The sequence below is a fragment of the Hyunsoonleella sp. J2K-J805 genome (assembly GCF_057167125.1).
The window spans coordinates 1,262,018-1,283,962 of sequence record NZ_CM169901.1 but is presented as its reverse complement, the minus strand read 5'-3'; the positions used below and the strand labels follow the sequence as shown (position 1 = coordinate 1,283,962).

18 protein-coding genes are annotated in these 21,945 nt (G+C 34.7%); 2 read left to right on the top strand and 16 right to left on the bottom strand.

Annotated elements, in window-relative coordinates:
• Positions 1-12 precede the first annotated feature (12 nt).
• Genes AC1B0Z_RS05630 through AC1B0Z_RS05605 form a run of 6 tightly spaced genes read right to left on the bottom strand, consistent with a single transcriptional unit; the run spans position 13 to position 8,848 of the window.
• The gene (locus AC1B0Z_RS05630; RefSeq protein ID WP_483794633.1) at positions 13-903 is read right to left on the bottom strand and encodes a phospholipase D-like domain-containing protein; all 891 of its coding nucleotides are present in this window, start codon (positions 901-903) and stop codon (positions 13-15) included.
• A 43-nt stretch (positions 904-946) separates the two neighbouring features.
• Positions 947-2,470, bottom strand: a complete 1,524-nt coding sequence (locus AC1B0Z_RS05625) for a class I SAM-dependent DNA methyltransferase (RefSeq protein WP_483794632.1) — start codon at positions 2,468-2,470, stop codon at positions 947-949.
• Between the two features lies 1 nt (position 2,471).
• Positions 2,472-3,977 (bottom strand): RNA-binding domain-containing protein, encoded by a 1,506-nt coding sequence (locus AC1B0Z_RS05620; RefSeq protein WP_483794630.1) that lies wholly within the window; start codon positions 3,975-3,977, stop codon positions 2,472-2,474.
• Positions 3,970-4,560, bottom strand: a complete 591-nt coding sequence (locus AC1B0Z_RS05615; RefSeq protein WP_483794628.1) for a DUF4062 domain-containing protein — start codon at positions 4,558-4,560, stop codon at positions 3,970-3,972. Before AC1B0Z_RS05615 ends, AC1B0Z_RS05620 begins: the two co-directional genes overlap by 8 nt.
• Complete coding sequence (locus AC1B0Z_RS05610; RefSeq protein WP_483794627.1) at positions 4,560-6,017, bottom strand: restriction endonuclease subunit S; 1,458 nt, start codon at positions 6,015-6,017, stop codon at positions 4,560-4,562. Before AC1B0Z_RS05610 ends, AC1B0Z_RS05615 begins: the two co-directional genes overlap by 1 nt.
• Positions 6,017-8,848: a type I restriction endonuclease subunit R gene (locus AC1B0Z_RS05605; RefSeq protein WP_483794626.1), complete on the bottom strand. Its 2,832-nt coding sequence runs from the start codon at positions 8,846-8,848 to the stop codon at positions 6,017-6,019. Before AC1B0Z_RS05605 ends, AC1B0Z_RS05610 begins: the two co-directional genes overlap by 1 nt.
• A 333-nt stretch (positions 8,849-9,181) precedes the next feature.
• On the opposite strand from AC1B0Z_RS05605, the gene AC1B0Z_RS05600 reads away from it, so the two are divergent.
• Both AC1B0Z_RS05600 and AC1B0Z_RS05595 read left to right on the top strand, forming a co-directional pair.
• Complete coding sequence (locus tag AC1B0Z_RS05600; RefSeq protein WP_483794625.1) at positions 9,182-11,626, top strand: helix-turn-helix domain-containing protein; 2,445 nt, start codon at positions 9,182-9,184, stop codon at positions 11,624-11,626.
• Between the two features lie 207 nt (positions 11,627-11,833).
• Positions 11,834-12,331, top strand: a complete 498-nt coding sequence (locus AC1B0Z_RS05595) for a hypothetical protein (RefSeq protein WP_483794624.1) — start codon at positions 11,834-11,836, stop codon at positions 12,329-12,331.
• Positions 12,332-12,593: 262 nt separating this feature from the next.
• Here AC1B0Z_RS05595 and AC1B0Z_RS05590 read toward each other — a convergent pair whose 3' ends face one another.
• From AC1B0Z_RS05590 to AC1B0Z_RS05545, 10 genes are all read right to left on the bottom strand, one after another.
• Positions 12,594-12,827: a DUF6095 family protein gene (locus tag AC1B0Z_RS05590; protein ID WP_483794623.1), complete on the bottom strand. Its 234-nt coding sequence runs from the start codon at positions 12,825-12,827 to the stop codon at positions 12,594-12,596.
• Entirely contained in the window at positions 12,814-13,635 is an 822-nt protein-coding gene (murQ, locus tag AC1B0Z_RS05585; RefSeq protein WP_483794621.1) for an N-acetylmuramic acid 6-phosphate etherase, read from the bottom strand. The genes AC1B0Z_RS05590 and murQ overlap by 14 nt, the downstream gene beginning before the upstream one ends.
• 52 nt (positions 13,636-13,687) lie before the next feature.
• On the bottom strand, positions 13,688-15,898 hold the full coding sequence (locus tag AC1B0Z_RS05580; RefSeq protein ID WP_483794620.1) for an NADP-dependent isocitrate dehydrogenase: 2,211 nt from the start codon (positions 15,896-15,898) through the stop codon (positions 13,688-13,690).
• An 831-nt stretch (positions 15,899-16,729) separates the two neighbouring features.
• Positions 16,730-17,080 (bottom strand): 50S ribosomal protein L19, encoded by a 351-nt coding sequence (gene rplS, locus AC1B0Z_RS05575; RefSeq protein ID WP_483794618.1) that lies wholly within the window; start codon positions 17,078-17,080, stop codon positions 16,730-16,732.
• A 452-nt stretch (positions 17,081-17,532) separates the two neighbouring features.
• Positions 17,533-18,057: an ester cyclase gene (locus AC1B0Z_RS05570; protein WP_483794616.1), complete on the bottom strand. Its 525-nt coding sequence runs from the start codon at positions 18,055-18,057 to the stop codon at positions 17,533-17,535.
• A 5-nt stretch (positions 18,058-18,062) separates the two neighbouring features.
• On the bottom strand, positions 18,063-18,611 hold the full coding sequence (locus AC1B0Z_RS05565) for a hypothetical protein (protein WP_483794614.1): 549 nt from the start codon (positions 18,609-18,611) through the stop codon (positions 18,063-18,065).
• A 61-nt stretch (positions 18,612-18,672) separates the two neighbouring features.
• A complete protein-coding gene (locus tag AC1B0Z_RS05560) occupies positions 18,673-18,780 on the bottom strand; it encodes a hypothetical protein (protein WP_483795256.1) in 108 nt (35 codons plus the stop codon).
• Positions 18,765-19,532 (bottom strand): AraC family ligand binding domain-containing protein, encoded by a 768-nt coding sequence (locus AC1B0Z_RS05555; protein ID WP_483794613.1) that lies wholly within the window; start codon positions 19,530-19,532, stop codon positions 18,765-18,767. Before AC1B0Z_RS05555 ends, AC1B0Z_RS05560 begins: the two co-directional genes overlap by 16 nt.
• A 106-nt stretch (positions 19,533-19,638) precedes the next feature.
• Entirely contained in the window at positions 19,639-21,129 is a 1,491-nt protein-coding gene (locus AC1B0Z_RS05550; RefSeq protein WP_483794611.1) for a S10 family peptidase, read from the bottom strand.
• Between the two features lie 39 nt (positions 21,130-21,168).
• The gene (locus AC1B0Z_RS05545; protein ID WP_483795254.1) at positions 21,169-21,933 is read right to left on the bottom strand and encodes a TIGR02757 family protein; all 765 of its coding nucleotides are present in this window, start codon (positions 21,931-21,933) and stop codon (positions 21,169-21,171) included.
• Between the last annotated feature and the right edge of the window lie 12 nt (positions 21,934-21,945).

Here is a 21,945-nt window from a genome sequence, read left to right as displayed (position 1 = left end):
GTTTTTATTTAACTAAAATATATTGTCCTTTAAAATTGGGTTTGCCATAGAAGTTCTACCATCAGAAGGTTTACCTGTTTTATGACAGTACTTTTCTGGGTAATAAGGGTCCTCAAACATCTTCCATGTTCTCCAAGCTGAAATACATAATGGTTGTTCTGGATTGAATGGTATTTCAATTCCTGTTCGAATACAATAGCCAGTATTTTTTTTGTCTTTTGCTATGCTTTCATTTGAGTTAGTTTTGTCATCATATCTTTGAGGCTTAGTCTCAAACTTTTTCTCTAAAGATGTTTCAACTTCTAAATCAAAATCAGTTAGCATTTTAGATTCATAATTATTTCCCGAGAAAAAATCTTCTGAAATATCAAATACAATATTAGATTGCTCGTATTGCTTTGACAGTCCAAATAATTTTTTTGAGTATTGAGGTTTTTTTAGAAATACAACTTCGCTAGTTTCATGTACAAGTTGATAGGTAAAGTTATAAGTTTCTTCATATAATTTATCTATTGGATTTAATAAGGATTTAGAAAAAAACACGCCATACTCTATATTATTAACCATTGAGTAGCCATATAAATTTAATGATGTAATTAACCCTTCACTTTCATTTGAGTAATGCTTTGCATGTAAATCTTTATTATAAAGAATAGCTACATTTTTAAACTCTTTAATAAAGTCAAAATCTTCTTCATTAAAACTTTTGTGCTTGTATTCCTCATTCTTGCCAAAAACGATGTACAAGCTTATCTCATGTTTACTTTTTATTTTTTCAAATACTGATTTTACGTAATCATCTAATTTAATAAAGGGAGATACTATGACCACGTATTTTTTAGCATTCCAAATGATATCGGTTAATTTGTTTTCTAAGTCCTTTCCGGTTAAAAATGTACTCATGGTAGGTTATTTAATTTGGTTTTTTAAACGATTTTCTGATTTTCTATTCCGATTCTCCGTTTATCGTTTCCATTATTTCTCTAAAACTATTCAGTCCAGATTCTATGTTTTCAATTATTTCATTTGCCAGAACATCTGGATCTGGTAGATTGTCTAAATCGGTTAAACTTTTGTCTTTTAGCCAAAAAATATCTAAGCTCGTTTTGTCTCTTGCAATGATTTCATCATAAGTATATTTTCTCCATCTTCCTTCGTCATTTTCTTCGCTCCAAGTTTCTTTTCGTTTGTTTATGTTCTTGCCATTATATAACTCGATAAACTCTTTTAAATGCTCTTGTCGCATCGGACTTTTCTTTGGTGTATGATGTACGTTTGTTCTGTAATCGTAAAACCAAATATCCTTAGTCCAAGGTTCTTTACTTGCGGGTTTATTATTAAAAAACAACACATTTGCTTTTACTCCTTGCGCATAAAATATACCTGTTGGTAATCTTAAAATGGTATGTAAATCGGCAGTTTTCATTAATTGTTTTCTTACTTCTTCACCAGCCCCACCTTCAAATAACACATTATCTGGAAGCACAACTGCTGCTTCTCCTGTAATTCTTAGTTGTGTTTTTATATGTTGTAAAAAGTTTAATTGCTTGTTTGAAGTGGTTTCCCAAAAGTCCTGACGATTATAACTTAAATCTTCTTTTACAATTTCCCCTTGTTCATTGGTAAACGTCATACTGCTTTTTTTACCAAAAGGAGGATTAGCTAAAACATAATCATACCGTTCTCCATCATCTGCAATTAACGCATCATTTGGATTTATAAATGATTCTCCGTCTATTTCTCCAATGTTATGCAAATACATATTCATTAAGCACATTCTGCGCGTGTTGGCAACAATTTCGTTTCCGTAAAAGGTTTTGTTCTTTAAAAACTCTTTTTCTTCTCGGTCTAATTTATTGTTATCTACAATCCAATCGTAAGCTGCTAAAAAGAAGCCTCCAGTTCCACACGCTGGGTCAACAATGGTTTTCATTGGTTTTGGTTCTACACAAGCTACCATTGTTTTAATTAATGCTCTAGGTGTAAAGTATTGACCAGCTCCACTTTTGGTATCTTCTGCATTTTTCTCCAAAAGTCCTTCGTAAATTTTACCTTTTATATCTGCTCCCATCATAGACCAATCTTCTTTGTCTATTAGATTTATGACTTTTAGCAGTTTTGCAGGGTCTTGAATTTTATTCTGACTTTTGGTAAAAATCTGTCCAAGCGTTCCTTTTTCTGTGGAAAGTGTACGCAATAATTGACTGTAAAACGATTCCAATTCTGCGCCACGTTTGCTAGATAATGTTTCCCAGTTGGCTACTTCTGCATCTGCAACTTCATTACCTTCAACATCTTTTAGTTTAGGAAAAACCAAGCCTTTGTTGTAAGGTGGTTTGTTTAATTCATCTGCCATTTTTAAGAATAGCAAATACGTTATTTGTTCTAAATAATCTCCATAACCAACACCATCGTCACGAAGTACATTGGCAAGGTTCCATATTTTTGATATTATACTTGAGTCTGTCATCTTAAATTTTTTCGATTTCTTTTTTAAATGAGTCTGTTAATTCATAAACACCTGTTCTAGGCGAACCTTTAAACACTACAAATTGATGTGCTTTTAAAAGAGCCATATCTCTTTGCATAGTTGCTCTGGCAACATTAAATGAAGCCATTAAATCTTTCAGACCTTTACCTCCTTCTACTAAAAGCAGCAAAACCTCTTGTATTAACCGTTTAATTACAGCATCACTTGCAGCATCATTTACAGCATCACTTACAGCATCATTTATAAATTGTTTTACAGCATCATTTACAGCATCATTTACAGCATCATTTACAGCATCATTTCTTTCTTTCTTTTCAGCTAAACCTTTAGGACCATTAAAAGTGAGTACAACACCAGAAGAAGTTTCTTTCCAAATAGGTGCTTTTAAACCAGCATCTTTACATTCTTCTATCATTCTAATAGTACCTCTACCAAGTTTATCAATTAAACCATTAAGAAATACAATATGTGCAATATCTGGATTAACAGGATGAGAATCGTGATTCTTTTTTAAATCTTTCACCTTAATATCATCAGGAAGTTTTCCACTATTCGAAATCATAAACTTATCTGGATAAACACTGATGGTAACACTACTTGAAAAACTGCTATAGTCTCTATGCATTAAAGCATTGATGATTCCTTCTTGTAATGCTCTTTTAGGAAACGTAAAATCTAAACGTTTCCATTGTTTTTTATCAAATACACTTCTTACGCCTAAACCATTTACATAACGTTCTAGTTTATCTCTTGTTTCAAATAAGTTTCCTTCAAAAATTTCATTTCGAATTAAAGCATTATCACTTTTACCTTCTGCATATTCAGTTAATCGAACCCTAACTTGAGGAATAAATTTACTTGGGTTTTTAGCAAATAAAACTACACAAGCATTAGTGAAAGAACCGTTAACATATAAACCATAATGTATAAGAAATTCTAAAATATCATCATTCTTAAAACTACTCCGGTTATTGAATTTAGAAACAGAAATAGTTGCTTTTATTAAGTCAATATCTAAATCTTCTAATTCCACACCTACTGCTAGTTGGCGTTCCCAATGTTGTTCAGATTGTTGTCTATCGTGAATAAGTGATGCTATTTCTTTGGATGTTGCCTTTTGGGTTTTGCTTCCTTTTCTGTAAAATATACTACCATCATAAATATATGGTTGTTTGCTGCCACCCCAAACTTTAAAAACCAATAATTCTTTTTGATTTAAAATTTCAACCGAAATACTAATAGGCACATCAGGGACTATGGCATTGATTAAAAAAGCTTGCATATCTTCTTTATAAGAAACTGCATTTTCAATACCCAAAACTTCACTGTCATCAGCGACTCCTACAATTACTCTTCCGCCATCTGCATTTAAAAATGCACAAAGGTTTTTTGCAATACTATCTTTATGAACAACTGTTTTGAACTCTAGTTGTTCACTTTTACCTTCTTTTATAAGGTTTATTAAAAGTTGTTCGTTTTTATTCATCGTTTAAATTATCTAAATCATTCTTAAATCTTTCAATATCACTAAAATTGGCTTCTACGTGAACCAAGGCATCTCCATTCGTATGCCCAAATTCTTGTGCCCATAAACGTTGTTCAATAGGTTTACCATCTCCAATAGCATCATCATACATATCTATAATTCGAGCATCCTGAAAAACTGGTGTGGCTTTAAACTCAAAATCTGGATTTTTAACTCTTTCTTTTATGTTAGTATACATAAATTGAGCTAAAATATCTCTGGCATAACGTACCGAGAAATGAGATAAATATCCTCTTGGTTTACCAAGCTCGATTGCTCTGTCAAATTCTTGATGGGTGATACCTGAACCATATCTAGGTAAGATAATACCTAAAAAATAATCACAATCTTCAACAGCTCTTAAACAAGATTCTGTAGGTGAGAAACCTGGAATGGAAGGAATAGAACCTATATGACTATTAAGTACCTTATAAGAGTACTTTGAATTACTGTAAGAGTCTATTGTAGCGCAAATTTGCCGAATTTCATTTTCAAATCCGTACACAGCAGAAGAAACCATTATTTTAATTATTTTTTTTGCCATTACTTCTTCTTTTTCTCTTCTTTTATCTTCTCTAACAAAACACAAGCAGGTTCGTAATCTTTATGTTGTTTACAAGCTGCAATTTCTTCTTCACTTAATAGTTTACCCTCAAATGCTTTTTTAAGAATACTTTGGCGTAAGGCTTGGGCTTTTTCTAAACTGTCTGCAATGTCTTTTTCTACTTTATCACAAACCGATAAACGACTTTCTATTTCTTGTATGATTTGGTGTTGTTCTTTTATTGAAGGGATTGGAATAGGAATTTCTTTTAATTCTGTCATTCCAATCATGTTAGGCATTGCTGTTCCTAAAGATTTTGCAAAAATTAATCTTTGAAATGTTTCTGAACGGAATAAAAGCAAAAAGAATTTTTTCAAAATAATATTTTCATCTAAATCAATTTTAAGTAAAGCTTGATTTATTACACCAATATCTGCATTATCTGGAAGTAATGAGATTCGACCTAAAGTTGCACCAGAGCAACTAATTATCATATCTCCACCTTGTACTTTAAAAGCTTTTAATTCTTCAAACTTTTTTGGTGTTATGAAATACCTGTGCCTAAACGGGTCATCATTAATTGCGTGACCTTGTTCGTAAACAACGATTCCTTTTTCAACAAAAAAAGCTTTTTTAAGAGCACTTCCAAAAGGACCTCTCTTCATAGCATATTTATTGTTTGAAGTTGTGGTTTTCCAAGGTAATGAAAGCCAATTATTAGGTGTCTTATATGTTAATTCCTTTTCTTCAAATTCAGGAAAATAATTGGATTTAGAGATTAATTTGGATTTTATTGCATCCTCTTTATCTTTCTTTATTTTTTCTTTGAAAGAATCCATTTTATAAGGATTTTTCTCTCGCCATTCTTTCGTCAATTCTCCCTCAAAAGCCTTTTTTAAAACCGCTTGTCTATAAACAACTAATTGGTCTTGTGCTTTTTTAAGGTCTGTAATTCCACTATCTAAACTGCTAAATAATTCTTCTATTTTTTTGACGATTGCTTTTTGGAGGGGAATAGGAGGCAATAAAAACTCAACAGATTTAAGATTTGGAAGATTGATGCCTAATACCGTTGTGCCACTTGAAAGTTTAAGTATTTCAGGTTTTAGTGTATTAAATAACCAAAAGAAATATTCTATTTCGGATTCAATTTTTGGTTTAGCAACTTTTAAATCTTGATTTATAGCTGTTTTAATTTTCGATAAAATCGGTGTACCTGGGCTTATTCTTGTTGCGAGAATTATTTCATTTTCATTTGCAATATTTGCCGAACTGTTTTTTAAACCTTCTTCAGTAATAAAGTCTTGTGTACTTATTAAGTTATCGCCTTTTAGGTCTTTTATTGATGCCCAAGGAATATTACCATTCCAATAATCAGGATTACTTTTGCTAGGTGTACCTCCTCCAATAAAATCGAACACTTCTCCCAACGTACATTCAATCCAATCCTCTCTCATTATGCTGCTAGTACTTCATTGAGTTCATTAATAATGTCATTCATTTGGTTGCCAAATAATTGGTGCATTTTTCCTTTTCCGCCTTTGGCATCAAAAGGTGTATAATCTAAATCGTCAATCTCAATATGATAACTGCTAACAACATGGTCTTTTATCATTCTTAACCAGTCTAGTTGTTCTTGCGAAAAACGATTGTGTTGTCCTGCGTTTTGCTTAAACATCCACGTTTTAAAATTGTTTTCAATGGTCTTGTCGTAAGCTTTCAATTCGCTATCTATTCCACAAGCTCTTCTAATTAAAGATACCAACGCAGTTAATTCGTCTTTGGGTTTTCTTTTGCCTTCGACTGCGCTCAGGCTGACATTCTCGATGGTTGCATAAGCATCCCAAACATAATCAGGTGCTAATGATGGTTTTTCTAATTGTAGTTTTTCCATTACCTCTTTTATCATTTTAAACGTAATGTCTCTACGATTATAAGGTTGATTGTAAAAAATACTCAAAGCCTTAATTTCGTCTTTGTTGGCTTCTAAATATTCAGTAAAATCTTTTACAATTTCTGTTGCTTTATCTACAGAAGTGGTTTCCCATTCGCTTTTTGTAACGGTATCTATGTTTACGCTATCAATTATTTGTTCGTGTTGTTTACGAACATTATCTAAGTAGTCATTTAATTCTCCGTTAAACGTTTTACTAGCTTCTAAAATCAATTTTTCTTGTGCGTTCTTTTTTGCATCTTCAATTAAAGCAGGTGTTTGGTCTTGCACAGGAATTTTGTCAATCTCAATTTGTGCCTTGGTTTCAATTTCGTCTTGGTCGAAAGCAATAATTAATTCTTTGGTAATTTGCTTCAAATTTTTACCACCAGAAAACTCCAATAATTTTTCTTTTTCTTTTTCTGTGATTTGTTTTTCTAAACGAATCAATCGGTTTGCTAAAGACAAAAACAAATCTTCGTCTGCAACTCCCATTGTTATTGCACCCAATAAATCTTTCATTGGTACAGACTTTTGGCGTTCTAAAGGTCTGCTATCAGTTTTTTTAGATTTTGTAGCACCAACAGCATCTACAATTACGAAATGCGTTTTGGTTTTGGCTGTTTTTGTTACGAGTTGTAAAGAATCGCTATTAATCGTTCGTGTTCCACGACCTTTCATTTGCTCAAAATAGTTGATGCTTTTTACATCTCGCATAAATAGTAAAACTTCTAAAGGTTTTACATCTGTTCCAGTTGCAATCATATCAACTGTAACTGCAATTCGAGGATAATAGGAATTTCTAAAACGGTTTAAAACTGATTTTGGGTCTTCCTCAATTTTGTAAGTTACTTTTTTACAAAAGTCATTTCCTTCGTCAAACTCTTCTCGAATGATTTTTATAATATCGTCTGCATGACTATCTGTTTTTGCAAATACTAATGTTTTTGGTACTTCGTAATCTCCATTTTCATCAACACGTTTTGGATAAATAGTCGTTTTTAATGCCTTTTTGTATTCACGAATTATATTTCTAATTTGACTAGGATTGACAACTTTTTTATCTAAATCGTTGCGTTTGTAATCCGTGTCTTCATCTTCTTGCTGCCAACGTTTTTTACGTGTTAGTTTATCTCGTCTGTCTACAAACCAACCTGCTTTTATAGTTTCTCCATTTTGAGAAATTTCCGTTTCAATCGTGTAAACATCATACGGTACATTTACGCCATCAGTTACCGATTCTTCGTATGTGTATTGACTCACAACGTTTTCATTAAAAAAGCCAAAAGTTCTTTTGTCTGGTGTTGCTGTTAAACCAATTAGAAAAGCATCAAAATAATCTAGTACTTGTTTCCATAAATTATAAATAGAACGGTGAGCTTCGTCAATGACTATAAAATCAAATTGTTCAATAGGTACTTTCTGTGTGTACTCCACAGGAACCGCTTTGTTTTTTGACATTTTATTCTGCAACCACGAATTTTCGTTTGGATTATCGAGTTCAGCACTTTCGTCTAATTCTTCTCCTTTTAAAATAGAGTACAAACGCTGTATTGTTGAAATACACACTTGACTATCAGAAGCTATATAGCTTGAAGATAAACGCTGTACATTATACAATTCTGTAAATTTTCGGTTATCGTCATTTGGCTGAAAAGTCATAAATTCCTGTTCGGCTTGTTCTCCAAGGTTTTTGGTGTCCACCAAAAATAGAATACGTTTTGCATCTGCGTGTTTTAGCAAACGATATACAAATGTTGCAGCTGTAAATGTTTTTCCAGCTCCAGTTGCCATTTGGATTAAGGCTTTTGGTCTGTTCTTTTTAAAAGAATGTTCCAGATTATTAACTGCAACAATTTGAGCAGGACGAAGTCCAGTTTCATCTAATGCAGGTATTGATAAAAGTCTTTCTCGAAGACTTTTTCCCTTTTTCAACCATTCTGCAATTGTTTCTGGTTTATGAAAACTAAAAACATTTCTACCTCTTGGTTTTGGGTCTCGATAATCTGTAAAACGTGTTATTGTTCCTGTGCTTTCGTAAACAAAAGGCAAAGGGTCGTTATTTAAGTATTTTAATTTTGCGTTGGCGTAATTTGAAGATTGTTCCTCAACAACTGTAAGTCTGTGTCCTTCGTCCTCACGTTTCGCTTCTATAATTCCGACAGGTTTTCGGTCTACGAATAGAACATAGTCGGCAGGACCAACATCAGTTTGGTATTCACGAACAACAACTCCTTTGTTTGCAGATAAATCAACTTTCTTTTTAGACTGAACTAACCATCCAGTTTCTCGTAGCATTTCGTCTATTTTATCACGAGCTATTTGTTCAGGATTTTGGTTAATATCTTCAGTCATTTAAAGGTCTAAATCTTTTAAAGTATACTAGGATAATACTTAGATGGTAAAATTGGTTAACTACACTATAAAAATAAAATTTTTTATAAGAATAATAGCACTTTTTTAAATTTATATAATAAGAAATTGACCTTTGCAAATAGAAATTGTTTTTTAGGTTTTAAACTGACCTTGGCAGACACATGCGGGAGCGATAGTAGTGGTTAGCTTTTGGCGAGGCGCGCATCGAGCCAAAACTAGTAACGGATAGCGCGGTTTTTATTTTTTTATAAAAACCCGCCCAGAAAAATAGTCAATATTAGTATCTTCATTTTTTTAATTTTTAGTGTATTAATGGCAGAGAATAGGGAGTTGGAATTGGCGTGGCAATTTGTAAATAATACAAACCGATCGATTTTTTTGACGGGTAAGGCGGGTACTGGTAAAACCACGTTTTTGCACCGTTTGAAGATGCATAGTTTAAAGCGTTTGGTGGTGGTGGCGCCTACGGGTGTGGCGGCGATTAATGCGAAGGGTGTGACGATACATTCGTTTTTTCAGATGCCTTTTGGTCCCATTTTACCGGATACGGATTTGAATGCCAGCAAGGGGTTTAACCGCAAGTTTAGCAAGACGAAGATTAATATTATTAAGAGTATGGACCTCTTGGTGATTGACGAGATTAGTATGGTGCGCGCCGATTTGCTGGATGGGATTGATCGCACCTTGCGCCGTTTTAGAAATCGCAACAAGGTATTTGGTGGTGTGCAGGTGTTGATGATTGGCGATTTGCAACAACTAAGCCCCGTGATTAAGGAGCAGGAGTGGGAGTTGTTGAAGCATGTGTATGCTAACGGTTTCTTTTTTAGTAGTAAGGCGTTTAGAGAGTGTAATGCGATTACCATTGAGTTGCAGCATATTTACCGGCAGGAGAATCCGAAATTTATTGAAATTCTTAATGAGATACGGAACAATGCCTTGAGCCAAAGGGCTGCGGATGAGTTGAATAAACGGTTTGTGCCTGATTTTACGCCAGAGCCTGATGCGGGTTACATAAGTTTAACCACACACAACAACAAAGCGGAGGCGACCAATAGGAGTGAGCTGGCAAAATTAACGACGAAACCGTTTACGTATAGGGCGGAAGTGGATGGGAAATTCCCGGAATATGCCTACCCGAATGCTGTGGATTTGGAGTTGAAAGTTGGGGCGCAGGTAATGTTTGTTAAGAATGACAGCGACCCTGCGAAACGCTATTTTAATGGTAAGATAGGGAAAGTGATTTTGTTGGACCGTGATGAAGTGGTGGTGCATTGCCCTGAGGATGATTTTAATATTAACGTGACGCCCGAAACTTGGGAGAATATTAATTATTCGGTTGATGCTGAAACGAAGGCGATTACTGAAGAGAAAATAGGATCGTACACCCAAATGCCCTTACGACTGGCGTGGAGTATTACGATACATAAAAGCCAGGGTTTAACCTTTGAAAAGGCCATTATTGATGCGGCTGGTGCTTTTGCGCATGGGCAAACGTATGTGGCGTTGAGTAGATGTAAATCCTTAGAAGGTTTGGTGTTGAAGAGCAAGATACATGCTAGCCAGATTATTAGTGATGGTAATGTAGCGCGTTTTAACGAAGCTGCTGAAGAGAATGCGCCCGATGAAACGGTTTTGGCGGATTCGCAGAAGCAGTTTCAGTTGGATTTGATTGCTGAGATTTTTGAGTTTTATGGGTTTTTGTATCCGTTGAACAGGATTTTGGATGTGTATTATAAAAATAGAACGGTGGTAGAAGGGAAGGTAGAAGACATTTTTGTACCTATTAAAGATTGTATTACTAACTTTTTGAAAGTGGCTAATGGGTTTAATACTCAGTTACAACAACTTGCTTTGGATGGTGGTTTGCCTGAAGACAGTGTTTTGATTCAAGAGCGTTTTAAAAAGGGTATTGCTTATTTTAAAGCAGAAACCGATACTAAGATTTTAGCGCCTTTAAAAACCTTTGCCTTTACTACAGATAACCAAGCGGTAGGTGGTGAGATTACTAAACATTTGGACGCTTTTGAAGATTTATTAACGGTAAAGGTGTTGTATTTTAAAGGATTAGACACAGGTTTTGAAGCGCGTAAATTTTTAGAGTTGCGGGCAAAAGCGGTATTTTCTGGAAAGGAAGCGCCTAAAAAAGCACGAAAGTCTATTGTTGAAGGGACGAGCAATGTGGAACTTTTTGAAAAGCTACGTTTGTTACGGAATGACATTGCTGCGGAGAAGGATTTAATTCATTATCAGATTTTTACCCAAAAAGCGTTGTATGAAATGTGTGAAACCTTACCTACCAATAAAGCGGAATTGCTTAAGGTAAATGGCATGGGGAAAACCCGTGTGGAGAAGTATGGTGCTGCAATTTTGAAGGTGATTAAGGCGTATTGTGAGGAAAATGATATTGAAACGGCTGCTGAAGTTGAGATTTTTGATGCGCCCAAAACCCCTAAACGCCAAAAAGGGGATACTAAAAAGGAATCGTTAGCCTTGTTTCAATCTGGGAAATCGGTGCAGGAGATTGCAGATTTACGGGAGTTGAATACCAATACGATTATTGGGCATTTAGCGAGTTTTATGGTTACTGGTGAGGTGAAGATTACAGATTTGATGTCTGCCGACCATTATGAAGAATTGAAAGTTTTGATACCCAAGACAACTTTTGAGAATTTATCGGATTTAAAACATCAGTTGAATGATAAGTTTAGTTATGGGGAATTGCGGTTGGTTTTAGAGGATTTGAAGAATTCGGTATAAGTGAGGCAGATTCTTGCGTCGCGCTTTGGCGCTCCTCAGAATGACGTTTCTTTATTATGAGATATTCTTGTGGCAGTTTTTATCAAATATCTTAAGTCGCGCTTTTTTGCTCTTTTGAATACTAAGCATTTTTGTAAGGATTTACGAGAGACTAGACTAAACTGAAGTCTTATTTGAAATTCAAATTATTTATTTAAATTAGTGTCCATGAACTTAATCATCCAATCTACGCTTAAAACACTTCGTAAATCTCAAATTTTATTAGATAATTTATCCAACTCCCAATTAAGTGATGCTTCGGTGTCGCCTTACTATTCTAGCATTGGATGCCATATCAGGCATATTTTAGATTTTTACGATTGTATTTTTAATGCTGAAGATGATAAAGTTGATTTAACGGCTAGAAGTAGAAATAAAGCTGTGGAGTGCGATTGCGGTTGCGCTCAAGATTATCTCAATCAAATTATAGGACGGTTAAGTTCTGCTTCGTTTGATATTAAAGATATTGTTTTAGTGACTGATGATTTAGGCTTAGGAAAAACCGAAATATCTTATACTTATGGCGCTCTATTAGCTCAAGCGAATAGCCATACCATTCATCATTATGCCATTATCAATTATATTTTTGATAGTTTGGGTATTGTGATTAATGATAATGAATTTGGCTATAATCCAACTACGCCAAAGCAGGTTTCATCAGAATAATTTACTAGCGAGTTGAGTTCTATATGTTGTTGTTTTATAATCACTTATATAGGAATAATAGATGTTAAACATGTTATTCAGCACGAGGAAGCACCTCATCACTCCCCCGATAACTATCGGGGTCAATTTGTCGATATGACGATATCTTATCTATAATTTAATTGTAATGAGTTGGTTAATCTTTAAATCCAACTCGCTAAGTATATTAATTCTCGATAAAATTTTATCGAAATCACTCGAATGGACTAGTATAAATGAAAAGTTACTTCTTTTTGAACATGCTATTCATGATGGTTCGGATGCCTTTAAATAACATAATAACTGCCAAAGCAGAAATTGCACAACCAACAATAAGTAAAGGATAATACAGTTTATCATCAGGTTTACTAAAAGCAAAACTGAGTAGTATTGGACCCATAAATAGACTTAACAATGCAAAAATTAGTGTTTTAATACCTTTAAATAATACTTGTTTGTCTGTTCTATTTTCTTCCATTGTTATAATGTTTAACTGCGTTTCGAACGCTTTTATGTTGATTTAGTAAATTTAAAGCTTCTGCTTCGGAAACTTGAATCTCTTTCATAATCATTTTGGTTCCTCTTTCCACAAGTTTGTTGTTGCTTAGTTGCATGTCTACCATTTTATTACCTTTAACATGACCCAGTTGAATCATTGTTGATGTGGTAATCATATTCAATACTAACTTTTGAGCAGTTCCGGCTTTCATTCTTGAACTTCCTGTGACGAATTCTGGACCCACCACAACTTCAATAGGATATTTTGAAGCTTGCGATAATGGACTATTATGATTACAGGTAATACAACCTGTAATGATATTATTTTCGTTACATTTTTCTAAAGCTGAAATGACATAAGGCGTAGTGCCAGAAGCCGCAATACCAACTACAACATCTTTTGCATTGATGTTGTATTCTTGTAAATCTTTCCAACCTTGAGTTTTGGAATCTTCGGCAAATTCAACAGCTTTACGAATCGCTGAATCGCCTCCAGCAATTAATCCGATTACCAAATCGTGAGACACACCAAAGGTAGGAGGGCATTCTGAAGCATCAACAATACCCAATCTTCCGCTTGTTCCTGCACCCATGTAAAATAGGCGTCCGCCTTCCTTAAGCTTTACCACAATTTGCTCTACTAATGCTTCAATTTGCGGCAGTGCTTTTTCAACAGCATGAGGCACGGTTTTATCTTCTTCGTTGATGTTTTTAAGCAGTTCAGAAACAGGCATCTTTTCCAGATGGTTGTGGTTGGAGTCTTGCTCTGTGGTTTTAATGAAATCCATGATTCAAAAGTAATCATTTACAAAAAAAGCTCCCGGAAAGGAGCTTTGTATTTTAATTTAAAATTGTATTGAACGTTTCACTTGGTCGCATCACTTGATTTATCAAATCTTCATCTGGTTCATAATACCCACCAATATCTGCAGGTTTGCCTTGAATGTCAATTAATTCTTTGATGATTTTACCCTCATTATCTTCTAAGCCTTTTGCAATAGTTGAAAATTCAGCTTTTAAATCAGCATCTTCATTTTGATTAGCCAACTCTTGTGCCCAATAAAGTGCTAAATAAAAATGGCTACCTCTATTATCTAATTCACCAGCAACTCTTGAAGGTCCTTTTTTATTTTCTAACAATTTTTCTGTAGCATTATCCAGACCTTCACCTAAAATTTTGGCTTTGGCATTATTGTTCACCTCACTGTAATGTTCTAATGAAACCGCTAAGGCTAAAAACTCGCCCAGAGAATCCCAGCGCAGGTGATTTTCTTCAAGTAATTGTTGCACATGCTTTGGTGCAGAACCACCGGCACCAGTTTCAAATAAACCGCCACCATTCATTAAAGGTACAATGGATAACATTTTTGCACTGGTACCAACTTCCAGAATAGGGAATAGGTCTGTTAAATAATCACGCAATACGTTTCCAGATACTGAGATGGTATCTTTTCCAGCTTTTAACCTTTCACATGTAAATAACGTGGCATCTACTGGAGCTAAAATTCTTAAATCCAAACTAGAAGTGTCGTGGTCTTTAAGATAGGTGTTTACTTTTTTGATCAGTTCAGCATCATGTGCTCTATTTTCATCCAACCAAAAAACGGCAGGTGTTTCTGAAGCTCTTGCTCTAGTAACGGCTAGTTTAACCCAATCTTGAATAGGTGCATCTTTAGTTTGGCACATGCGCCAAATATCGCCCTCCTCAACATCATGCTGCATTAAAGTATTGCCTGAATCATCAATCACTTTTACAACACCATTTGCAGGTATTTCGAATGTTTTATCGTGAGAACCATATTCCTCAGCTTTTTGAGCCATAAGACCAACGTTAGGAACAGTTCCCATAGTAGTAGGATCAAAAGCGCCGTTCTTTTTGCAAAAATCTATAGTTGCGGCATAGACGCCAGCATAACTACTATCAGGAATTACTGCTTTGGTCTCTTGTAAGTCACCATCGGCATTCCACATTTTACCTGAGGTGCGAATCATTGCTGGCATGGATGCATCAATAATCACATCACTTGGTACATGCAAATTGGTAATACCTTTGTCGGAATTTACCATAGCAATACCAGGTCCTTTTTTATAAGTAGCGGCGATGTCAGCCTCAATTTCTTTCCGCTTGTCATCTGGCAATTCTTGAATACGCTCTAGTAAGTTACCAAGCCCTGAGTTAACATTTACTCCAAGTTGCTCTATAACAGCCCCATGTTTTGCAAATACATCCTTAAAGAATACTTTAACTGCATGACCAAAAATAATAGGGTCGCTTACCTTCATCATGGTACCTTTCATGTGCAATGAAAATAGGATACCTTGTTTTCTCGCATCTTCAACCTGTGCTTCAAAAAAATCAATCAATGCTTTTTTGCGCATTACCGTAGCATCAATTATTTCACCTTTTAATATAGGAAAACTGTTTTTTAATACAGTGGTATTGCCATTATCGTCTGTATGTTCTAGAATTATATTTGTAGCGTCGCTTAGCGTTATTGATTTTTCGTTGTGTGCAAAATCATTAGCGCTCATTGTAGCTACATGAGTTTTAGAATCACTTTTCCATTCGCCCATGGCATGCGGATTCTTCTTTGCATAATTCTTAACGGCTTTTGGTGCGCGTCTATCACTATTACCCTCACGTAAAACAGGGTTTACCGCGCTACCTTTTATTTTATCATAACGCGCCTTAATATCTTTTTCAGTATCATTTTCAGGATCATTGGGATAGTCAGGAATGTTAAAACCTTTTGACTGTAATTCCTTTATAGCACCTTTTAACTGTGGGATTGAAGCACTAATATTGGGTAATTTTATAATATTGGTTTCTGGTTGTTTCGCCATCTCACCAAGTATGGCCAAATCGTCCGAAACACGTTGGTCTTCATTTAAAAAATCTGAAAATACAGCTAAAATTCTGGCGGCTAAGGAAATATCTCTAGTTTCAATCTCAATACCAGAAGATTTTACAAATGCCTTAACAATAGGTAGTAAAGAGCGTGTAGCCAAGGCTGGAGCCTCGTCGGTTTTAGTATAAATAATTTTAGACATGTGCGTCGTTATTTTTTTAGTAATTGTAACGCTAAAAACAGCGGATAAAAAGATGATTCGTTTTTAGCGACTGCGAATATACAAAAATTGGGAGTTATAAAAGAAGTATATCCAAGCGAAAAGTATACTTAACAGACACATTTAGCATAATTTTAAAAAACGCTTTGCTGGATAAGAATTTTTTAAGGATAGCAATAAGAAAGTATTAAAAAAACAAAAGCCATATCACTATAGAATTTAATCTATTCTGACATGGCTTTTTTGAAATAACTTTGCCTGACCTAATTTAGTATTTCAACTAAAATCAACTTAAGTATTACCTTAAATCTTTTCAATTCAAGTCCAGTTATCTCAATGAAACATAACGTTGTGATTTTCAAAATGTATTGACCTATCACACCATGTTTCAGTGGATTGTTTTTCTTTATGCTCGGTATATAATTCACTAAGTGGATTTGCCTCGACCAAGCACTGCTTTTTTTGAGACCTTTAAGTCTATATTTTTAAGCTTTTAGTTGTTCGTTTATTCTAGCAATTTACACTGTTTCGAATAATTTACAACCTCATGGTTTTTCATTCTTAATGCAAGCATTTCAAATTCTAAACCTCGAAAAACAATAATATGTAAAGAACGTTACTTTATCAGAATTAGCTAAAACATAAAATATCTTAACCTATTTCCTTTTACTAATATACAACAAAACGTCCGACGCGCCAAATTTTATAACAAATTATATATCAACCGGTTATAAACTATAGTTGTTAACTTTTGTTAATAAAAAAAAGCCTTGGTAAAATACCAAAGCTTTGTCAATATTGTATCTAGAATGTCTAGCGCTTACTTTCCTTAATTCTCGCTTTCTTACCAGTAAGTCCTCTAAAGTAGTAAATACGTGCGCGACGTACCTTACCTCTTTTGTTAACTTCAATTTTCTGCAGTGCAGGTAAGTTTACTGGGAAAATACGTTCTACGCCTATAGAACCAGACATTTTTCTAATGGTAAACGTCTCAGAAGCGCCAGAGCCTCTTCTTTGTATTACTACGCCTCTAAAAAACTGGGTTCTCGTTTTGTTACCCTCCTTAATTTCGTAGTAAACTGTTATTGTATCACCTGCGCTAAATTCTGGCAAGTCTTTTTTTGTTACAAATTCGTCTTGAACAAATTTTACTAAAGATTCCATTTCCTTTTAATTAAAAATAGTTGATTCGAAACAACATTCACGATTTTCGCCAGAGGTTAACTCGAAATTGGCTGCAAATATAGCTATAATTTAATAATGCACAATCTTTACATTTATTTTTTTGGTGTTTCCCTGCGGGTCGGGTCTACCTGCCGGCAGGCGGGCTTTGACTGCTCAATCCCTCCTGCGTCGGGGATTTAAAACACCTTTGCTGAGCGCAGTTGAAGCATACCGTTCAATCCCTAACACGGGTGTATTTGCCAGCTGGGGTTCTACTGCTAGTATTATATTACTTTTAGAAGGTTTGTTTGACCGGTTTGTGCAAGGATAGTAGCAGATTTTATGCACTAATTTTCGGTAAGCAATATATTTTGTTTCATCAAAATCAAAATAGCGACTCAAGTTTGTACTTAAGCTGTTTATCCCTTATACACCGCTTTGTGCGCAGTATTCTATTCTGCCGTAACTTGTTGTATGGCACTTATCCAATCTTCTACGTGATATGTTTTAGCTATTTTGCCATCTTTCAATTCATGAATATCAATACTCATAAATTTGAATGATTTTTCTCCTGAAATGGGTGCTCCCATAAAGTTATCTCCTGCTGGTGTCCCTTTGGCTTCTCCTCTTACTATTATGGTATTTACTGGTGTGATATAGACTTCCTTGATTTCCCATTTTAGGTCTGGCACCATTTGAGCTAATGGTTCACTTACGAAACCTAAGGTTTCTTCCATCGTACGACCTTGTGAGTTGTCATAATAAGAAATCCAGTCTTTGTGATAACTTGGTTGAACTTGTTCTGGTGTTGCATCACCACCTAAAAAATCATAAAAAGGTTGCACCAGTTTCAACGCTTCGTTTTTGGTTATGGTTTCTAAATTCAATTTGTCTTCCTTTTTTGAGTTGGTTTGATTTTCGCAAGCGGCAAATGACAGGAGAACCATTATCGCTGTAAAATAAATTGTAGTTTTCATATTTGTTAATTAAAATTGATTGTAAAATTTGAACCAGGATTAAAGTCCCAACCTTCTCCTATTTCGACTACTACTTCATTACTTGATATAATATTCAATTTAGCTGAGGGGTTGGAAGAAGTGGTAGACTCTATGTTGTGACCTTCTGAAAAAGTAAAGTAGTAACGGTCATAAGTATTGGCTTCTATGATTCTAAAAAAATTCTCATAAATTGGGTGGTTGGCAGGTGCTACTAAATCGAATGTAACTGAATTTGTAGTAAAATCAATATCATATAACCCTTCAAGATAATCTTCAAATTCTATGTTACTTGAAATAGTGCTTGAAAGATTATACTGCCCTGTGGGCGCGTTAAATACAACTTCTACAGGAACTTCAACCCCTCCAGTACCACCTTGACTGGTATCTGCTTCTATTTGAAGCGTGTTGCGTACATTAATAGTTTGACTATCAGTAAGCGGTGGAGGAGTTGTTTTATCATCGTCTTTATTACACGCAGAAAAGACTATAGTCGTTATTAAGACTAATAGACCTAGATTTTTTTTGATTTGCATAATCTTAAATTTGTTATGCAAAGGTGAATAAAGAAGCTAGGGGCGTAATTATCAAATTAGACTAAGAATAGTCATTTTGATTTCGGTATTCTTTAGGTGTCATTTTTACCGTCTTTTGGAAGTAGCGATTAAAATTAGAAGGTTCTGAAAAATTTAATTCATAACTGATTTCGGCAATACTTTTGTTCGAAACAAAAGATTTCTTTTTATTTCTGCAATTAATCTTTCTTGAATAATTTCTGAGCAACTTTTTCCAAAGTAAGTATTTAGTAATTTGTTTAAATGAGAAGTGCTAATACCTAACAACTGAGCGTAATCTTTTACTTTGTGTTTTTTCTTAATATTCTCTTCTAACAGTTTTTTAAATTTTAGAACGTTAGTTTTTTGATAAAATTCTTCTCTCATTTTATACGCTTTTTGGTAATGCCTATTCAATTGAATAAGCACATAATACAAAATGGAACGAAGGAAATGCGCACTGTCTTTTTTCACTTGTACCAGTTCAGATTTTAACTCCTCCAATTTAGGTGCCAAACAGGATAGTTCCGTTTCGGTTAAGTTTAGATAAGAAGGTGTATTGATATTGTAGAAATAGTTTAATCGATAGAGGTAAAGGGCATCGTTGAAAAATGTAGAAATCGATTCCTCTTCAAAAATTAAATAAATCGCTTCAAAATCATTGTCTACCTTGTGCCACTCTCTCCATTTGTTGGGCGGCAAAAGTAAAACTGTACCTCTATCGAAAGATATTGTTTCGTTGTCAAGTTTAAATTTACCTTTTCCATCAGTGATAAATATAATCTCATAGAAAGATACAATGAATGGATTTATTGGGCTTTCAATCGATAGTGCTCCGTTTTTCTGAAAACAGTCTATGAGCAGTTCCGCTTTATATTTATTCCGTGCAAAATTGAATTTCATTTTCGGGTTCTGTCATATTACGCACAACGTGGTCATGGATAGCCAACCTGTATACGAAGGTAGAAGGAATTATTTACAAAGTCAATTGAAAAGGTAATTCCAATTATCAATACTTAGCCGCCTTCCCATTAGCCAAACTACTTTTTATAAACTCACGCAAATCATCATTCGCATTTTTTAAATCTTCGCTACGTAAATACATCATGTGGCCACTTCTGTAGCCTTTAAAGGTAAAGCGGTCTTTCATTTTTCCGCTAGGGTCTACTTGCCACATGGTATATTTTGCTGCAAAATAGGTTGTGGCGCCATCGTAATAGCCAGATTGTATCAATACCTTTAAATAAGGGTTTTGTGCCATGGCTTGTCGCAGTCCTTCGCGCACGTTATCGTTTCTTCTGTCCCAAGGATGTACATCTCCAAACATGGCGTATTTAATATCCGTTTTAAAATTCAGGTGCTCTCTTAAATAATAGTTGATAGCTGGTGTAAACGAATGTAACCAAGAGGTGAGTTCTGCATTATAATCTGGTCTGCTACCACTTTCTTTTTTATCGATACCCAAATATCTGGAATCTAATCGCCCTATGGTTTGCCCCGTTTTATCGCGGAGTAAATCCTTCCAAAAGAAACTTGTGGATACATCCAAATTATTCTGCAAAATAGAGGTTTTGCTCAACCCAGAGTAATACGCCATTTTTTCAGCTACATTTTGCTTTTCATTTTCTGAAACAAAACCACCTTTTGCAAGGGTTGGCATCAAGGTATTAATGGCAAAATCTTCAGCTTCGGGTAAAATATCCAATAAATCTTTTTGCTGTAAGGCATTTGGTAGCGATTTTTGATACCATGCCGCAGCAGTAAAATAGGGGAGGTTCAATGCAGAATACACAGGTTGATTGGTGCTGTATAATTTATAATCCGCGGGACTTACCATAATCACACCATTCAAATACATCCATTGGCTTTCTTGTAATTCTTTTGCAAGCCCCATTACGCGTGTGCCTCCATAACTTTCGCCTATAATATACTTTGGGGATTCCCAACGATTTTTGCGGGTAACAAACGTATTAATCCATTCGGCTAAATATTTTATATCGGCATTAATACCAAAAAAGGTTTTACGTTCAGGGTATTTCCCTTCCTTGTCGGCTAACATTCTGGAGTATCCAGTGTTTACAGGATTTACATAAACAATGTCTGCAACATCTAAAATAGAATTCGGGTTATCTTTAATCCCATAAGGTTGAATAGGGTAACCTTCATCATTAATCTTCAACACCTTTGGTCCGGTATAGGCAATATGCATCCACACCGATGCGGAACCTGGACCGCCATTAAAGGAAATGACCAATGGTCTTTCTGCTCTATTTTTTACGCCATTACGTTCATAGTAAGTATAGAATAAAGTAGCGATGGTTTTTCCGTTCTTATCCCAAACAGGTTGGGTACCCGTATTTGCGGTATAAGATACTTGCTGCCCTTTTATATTTACAGAATGAGTGGTGGTAACAATAGTATCCGCTGGAATTTTAATGTTTTGTGCTGTTAATGCTATATTAAAAAGGGTAAGAACCAAAAATGTAGATAATCTATTCATAAGTGTTTTTATTTTGTCTAAAGATAACGAAAACAAAACTTAAAACCCTTCGAAAACACCAAGACCAAATAATGCAAAATCGTATTTCACAGGATCGGAAGCGTCTAATTTTCTTAAGCTTTTATCCAATTCTAAAAGTGCTTTACCGTCGTTTTGTTTTCGTTTTAATAAACCTAATTTTCTGGCTACATTCCCCGAATGTACATCTAACGGGCAAGACAACTGCCTTGGAGTTAAGCTCGTCCAAATTCCAAAATCTACACCTGTTTTATCATTGCGCACCATCCAACGTAAAAACATATTAATACGCTTAGCTGCAGAATTTTTTAAAGGATCACTTACGTGTTTTTCTGTACGCTGCAAATGTTCAATTTCAAAAAAAAGGGTTTTAAATTTTGAAATGGAATACTGCAGAGTATTTTCTTCAGCACGTAGTGCAAAAACAGATTCCAATCCACCATGATTTTTATAAATATGTTGCAATGATTTAACAAATTGGATAGTATCATCACCATTAAACGTTCTGTGGACAAACGGTTGTAGTTTTTCTAAATCAATGTCTTGGTGGTTCAAAACAAAATCATAAGGTGCATTATCTAACAAGGCCATTAAACGTTTCGCATTGTTGATAATACTTTTACGATTACCCCAAGCAATGGTAGCCGTTAAGAAACCACTAATTTCAATATCTTCTTTTTTCGAAAATTGATGCGGAATTTGAATGGGATCGCTTTCAATAAACTTTGGGTTGTTATATTCAATAACCTTCGCGTCAAGAAACTCTTTTAATTCAGCTTTGGGCAGTTTTTTCATTTT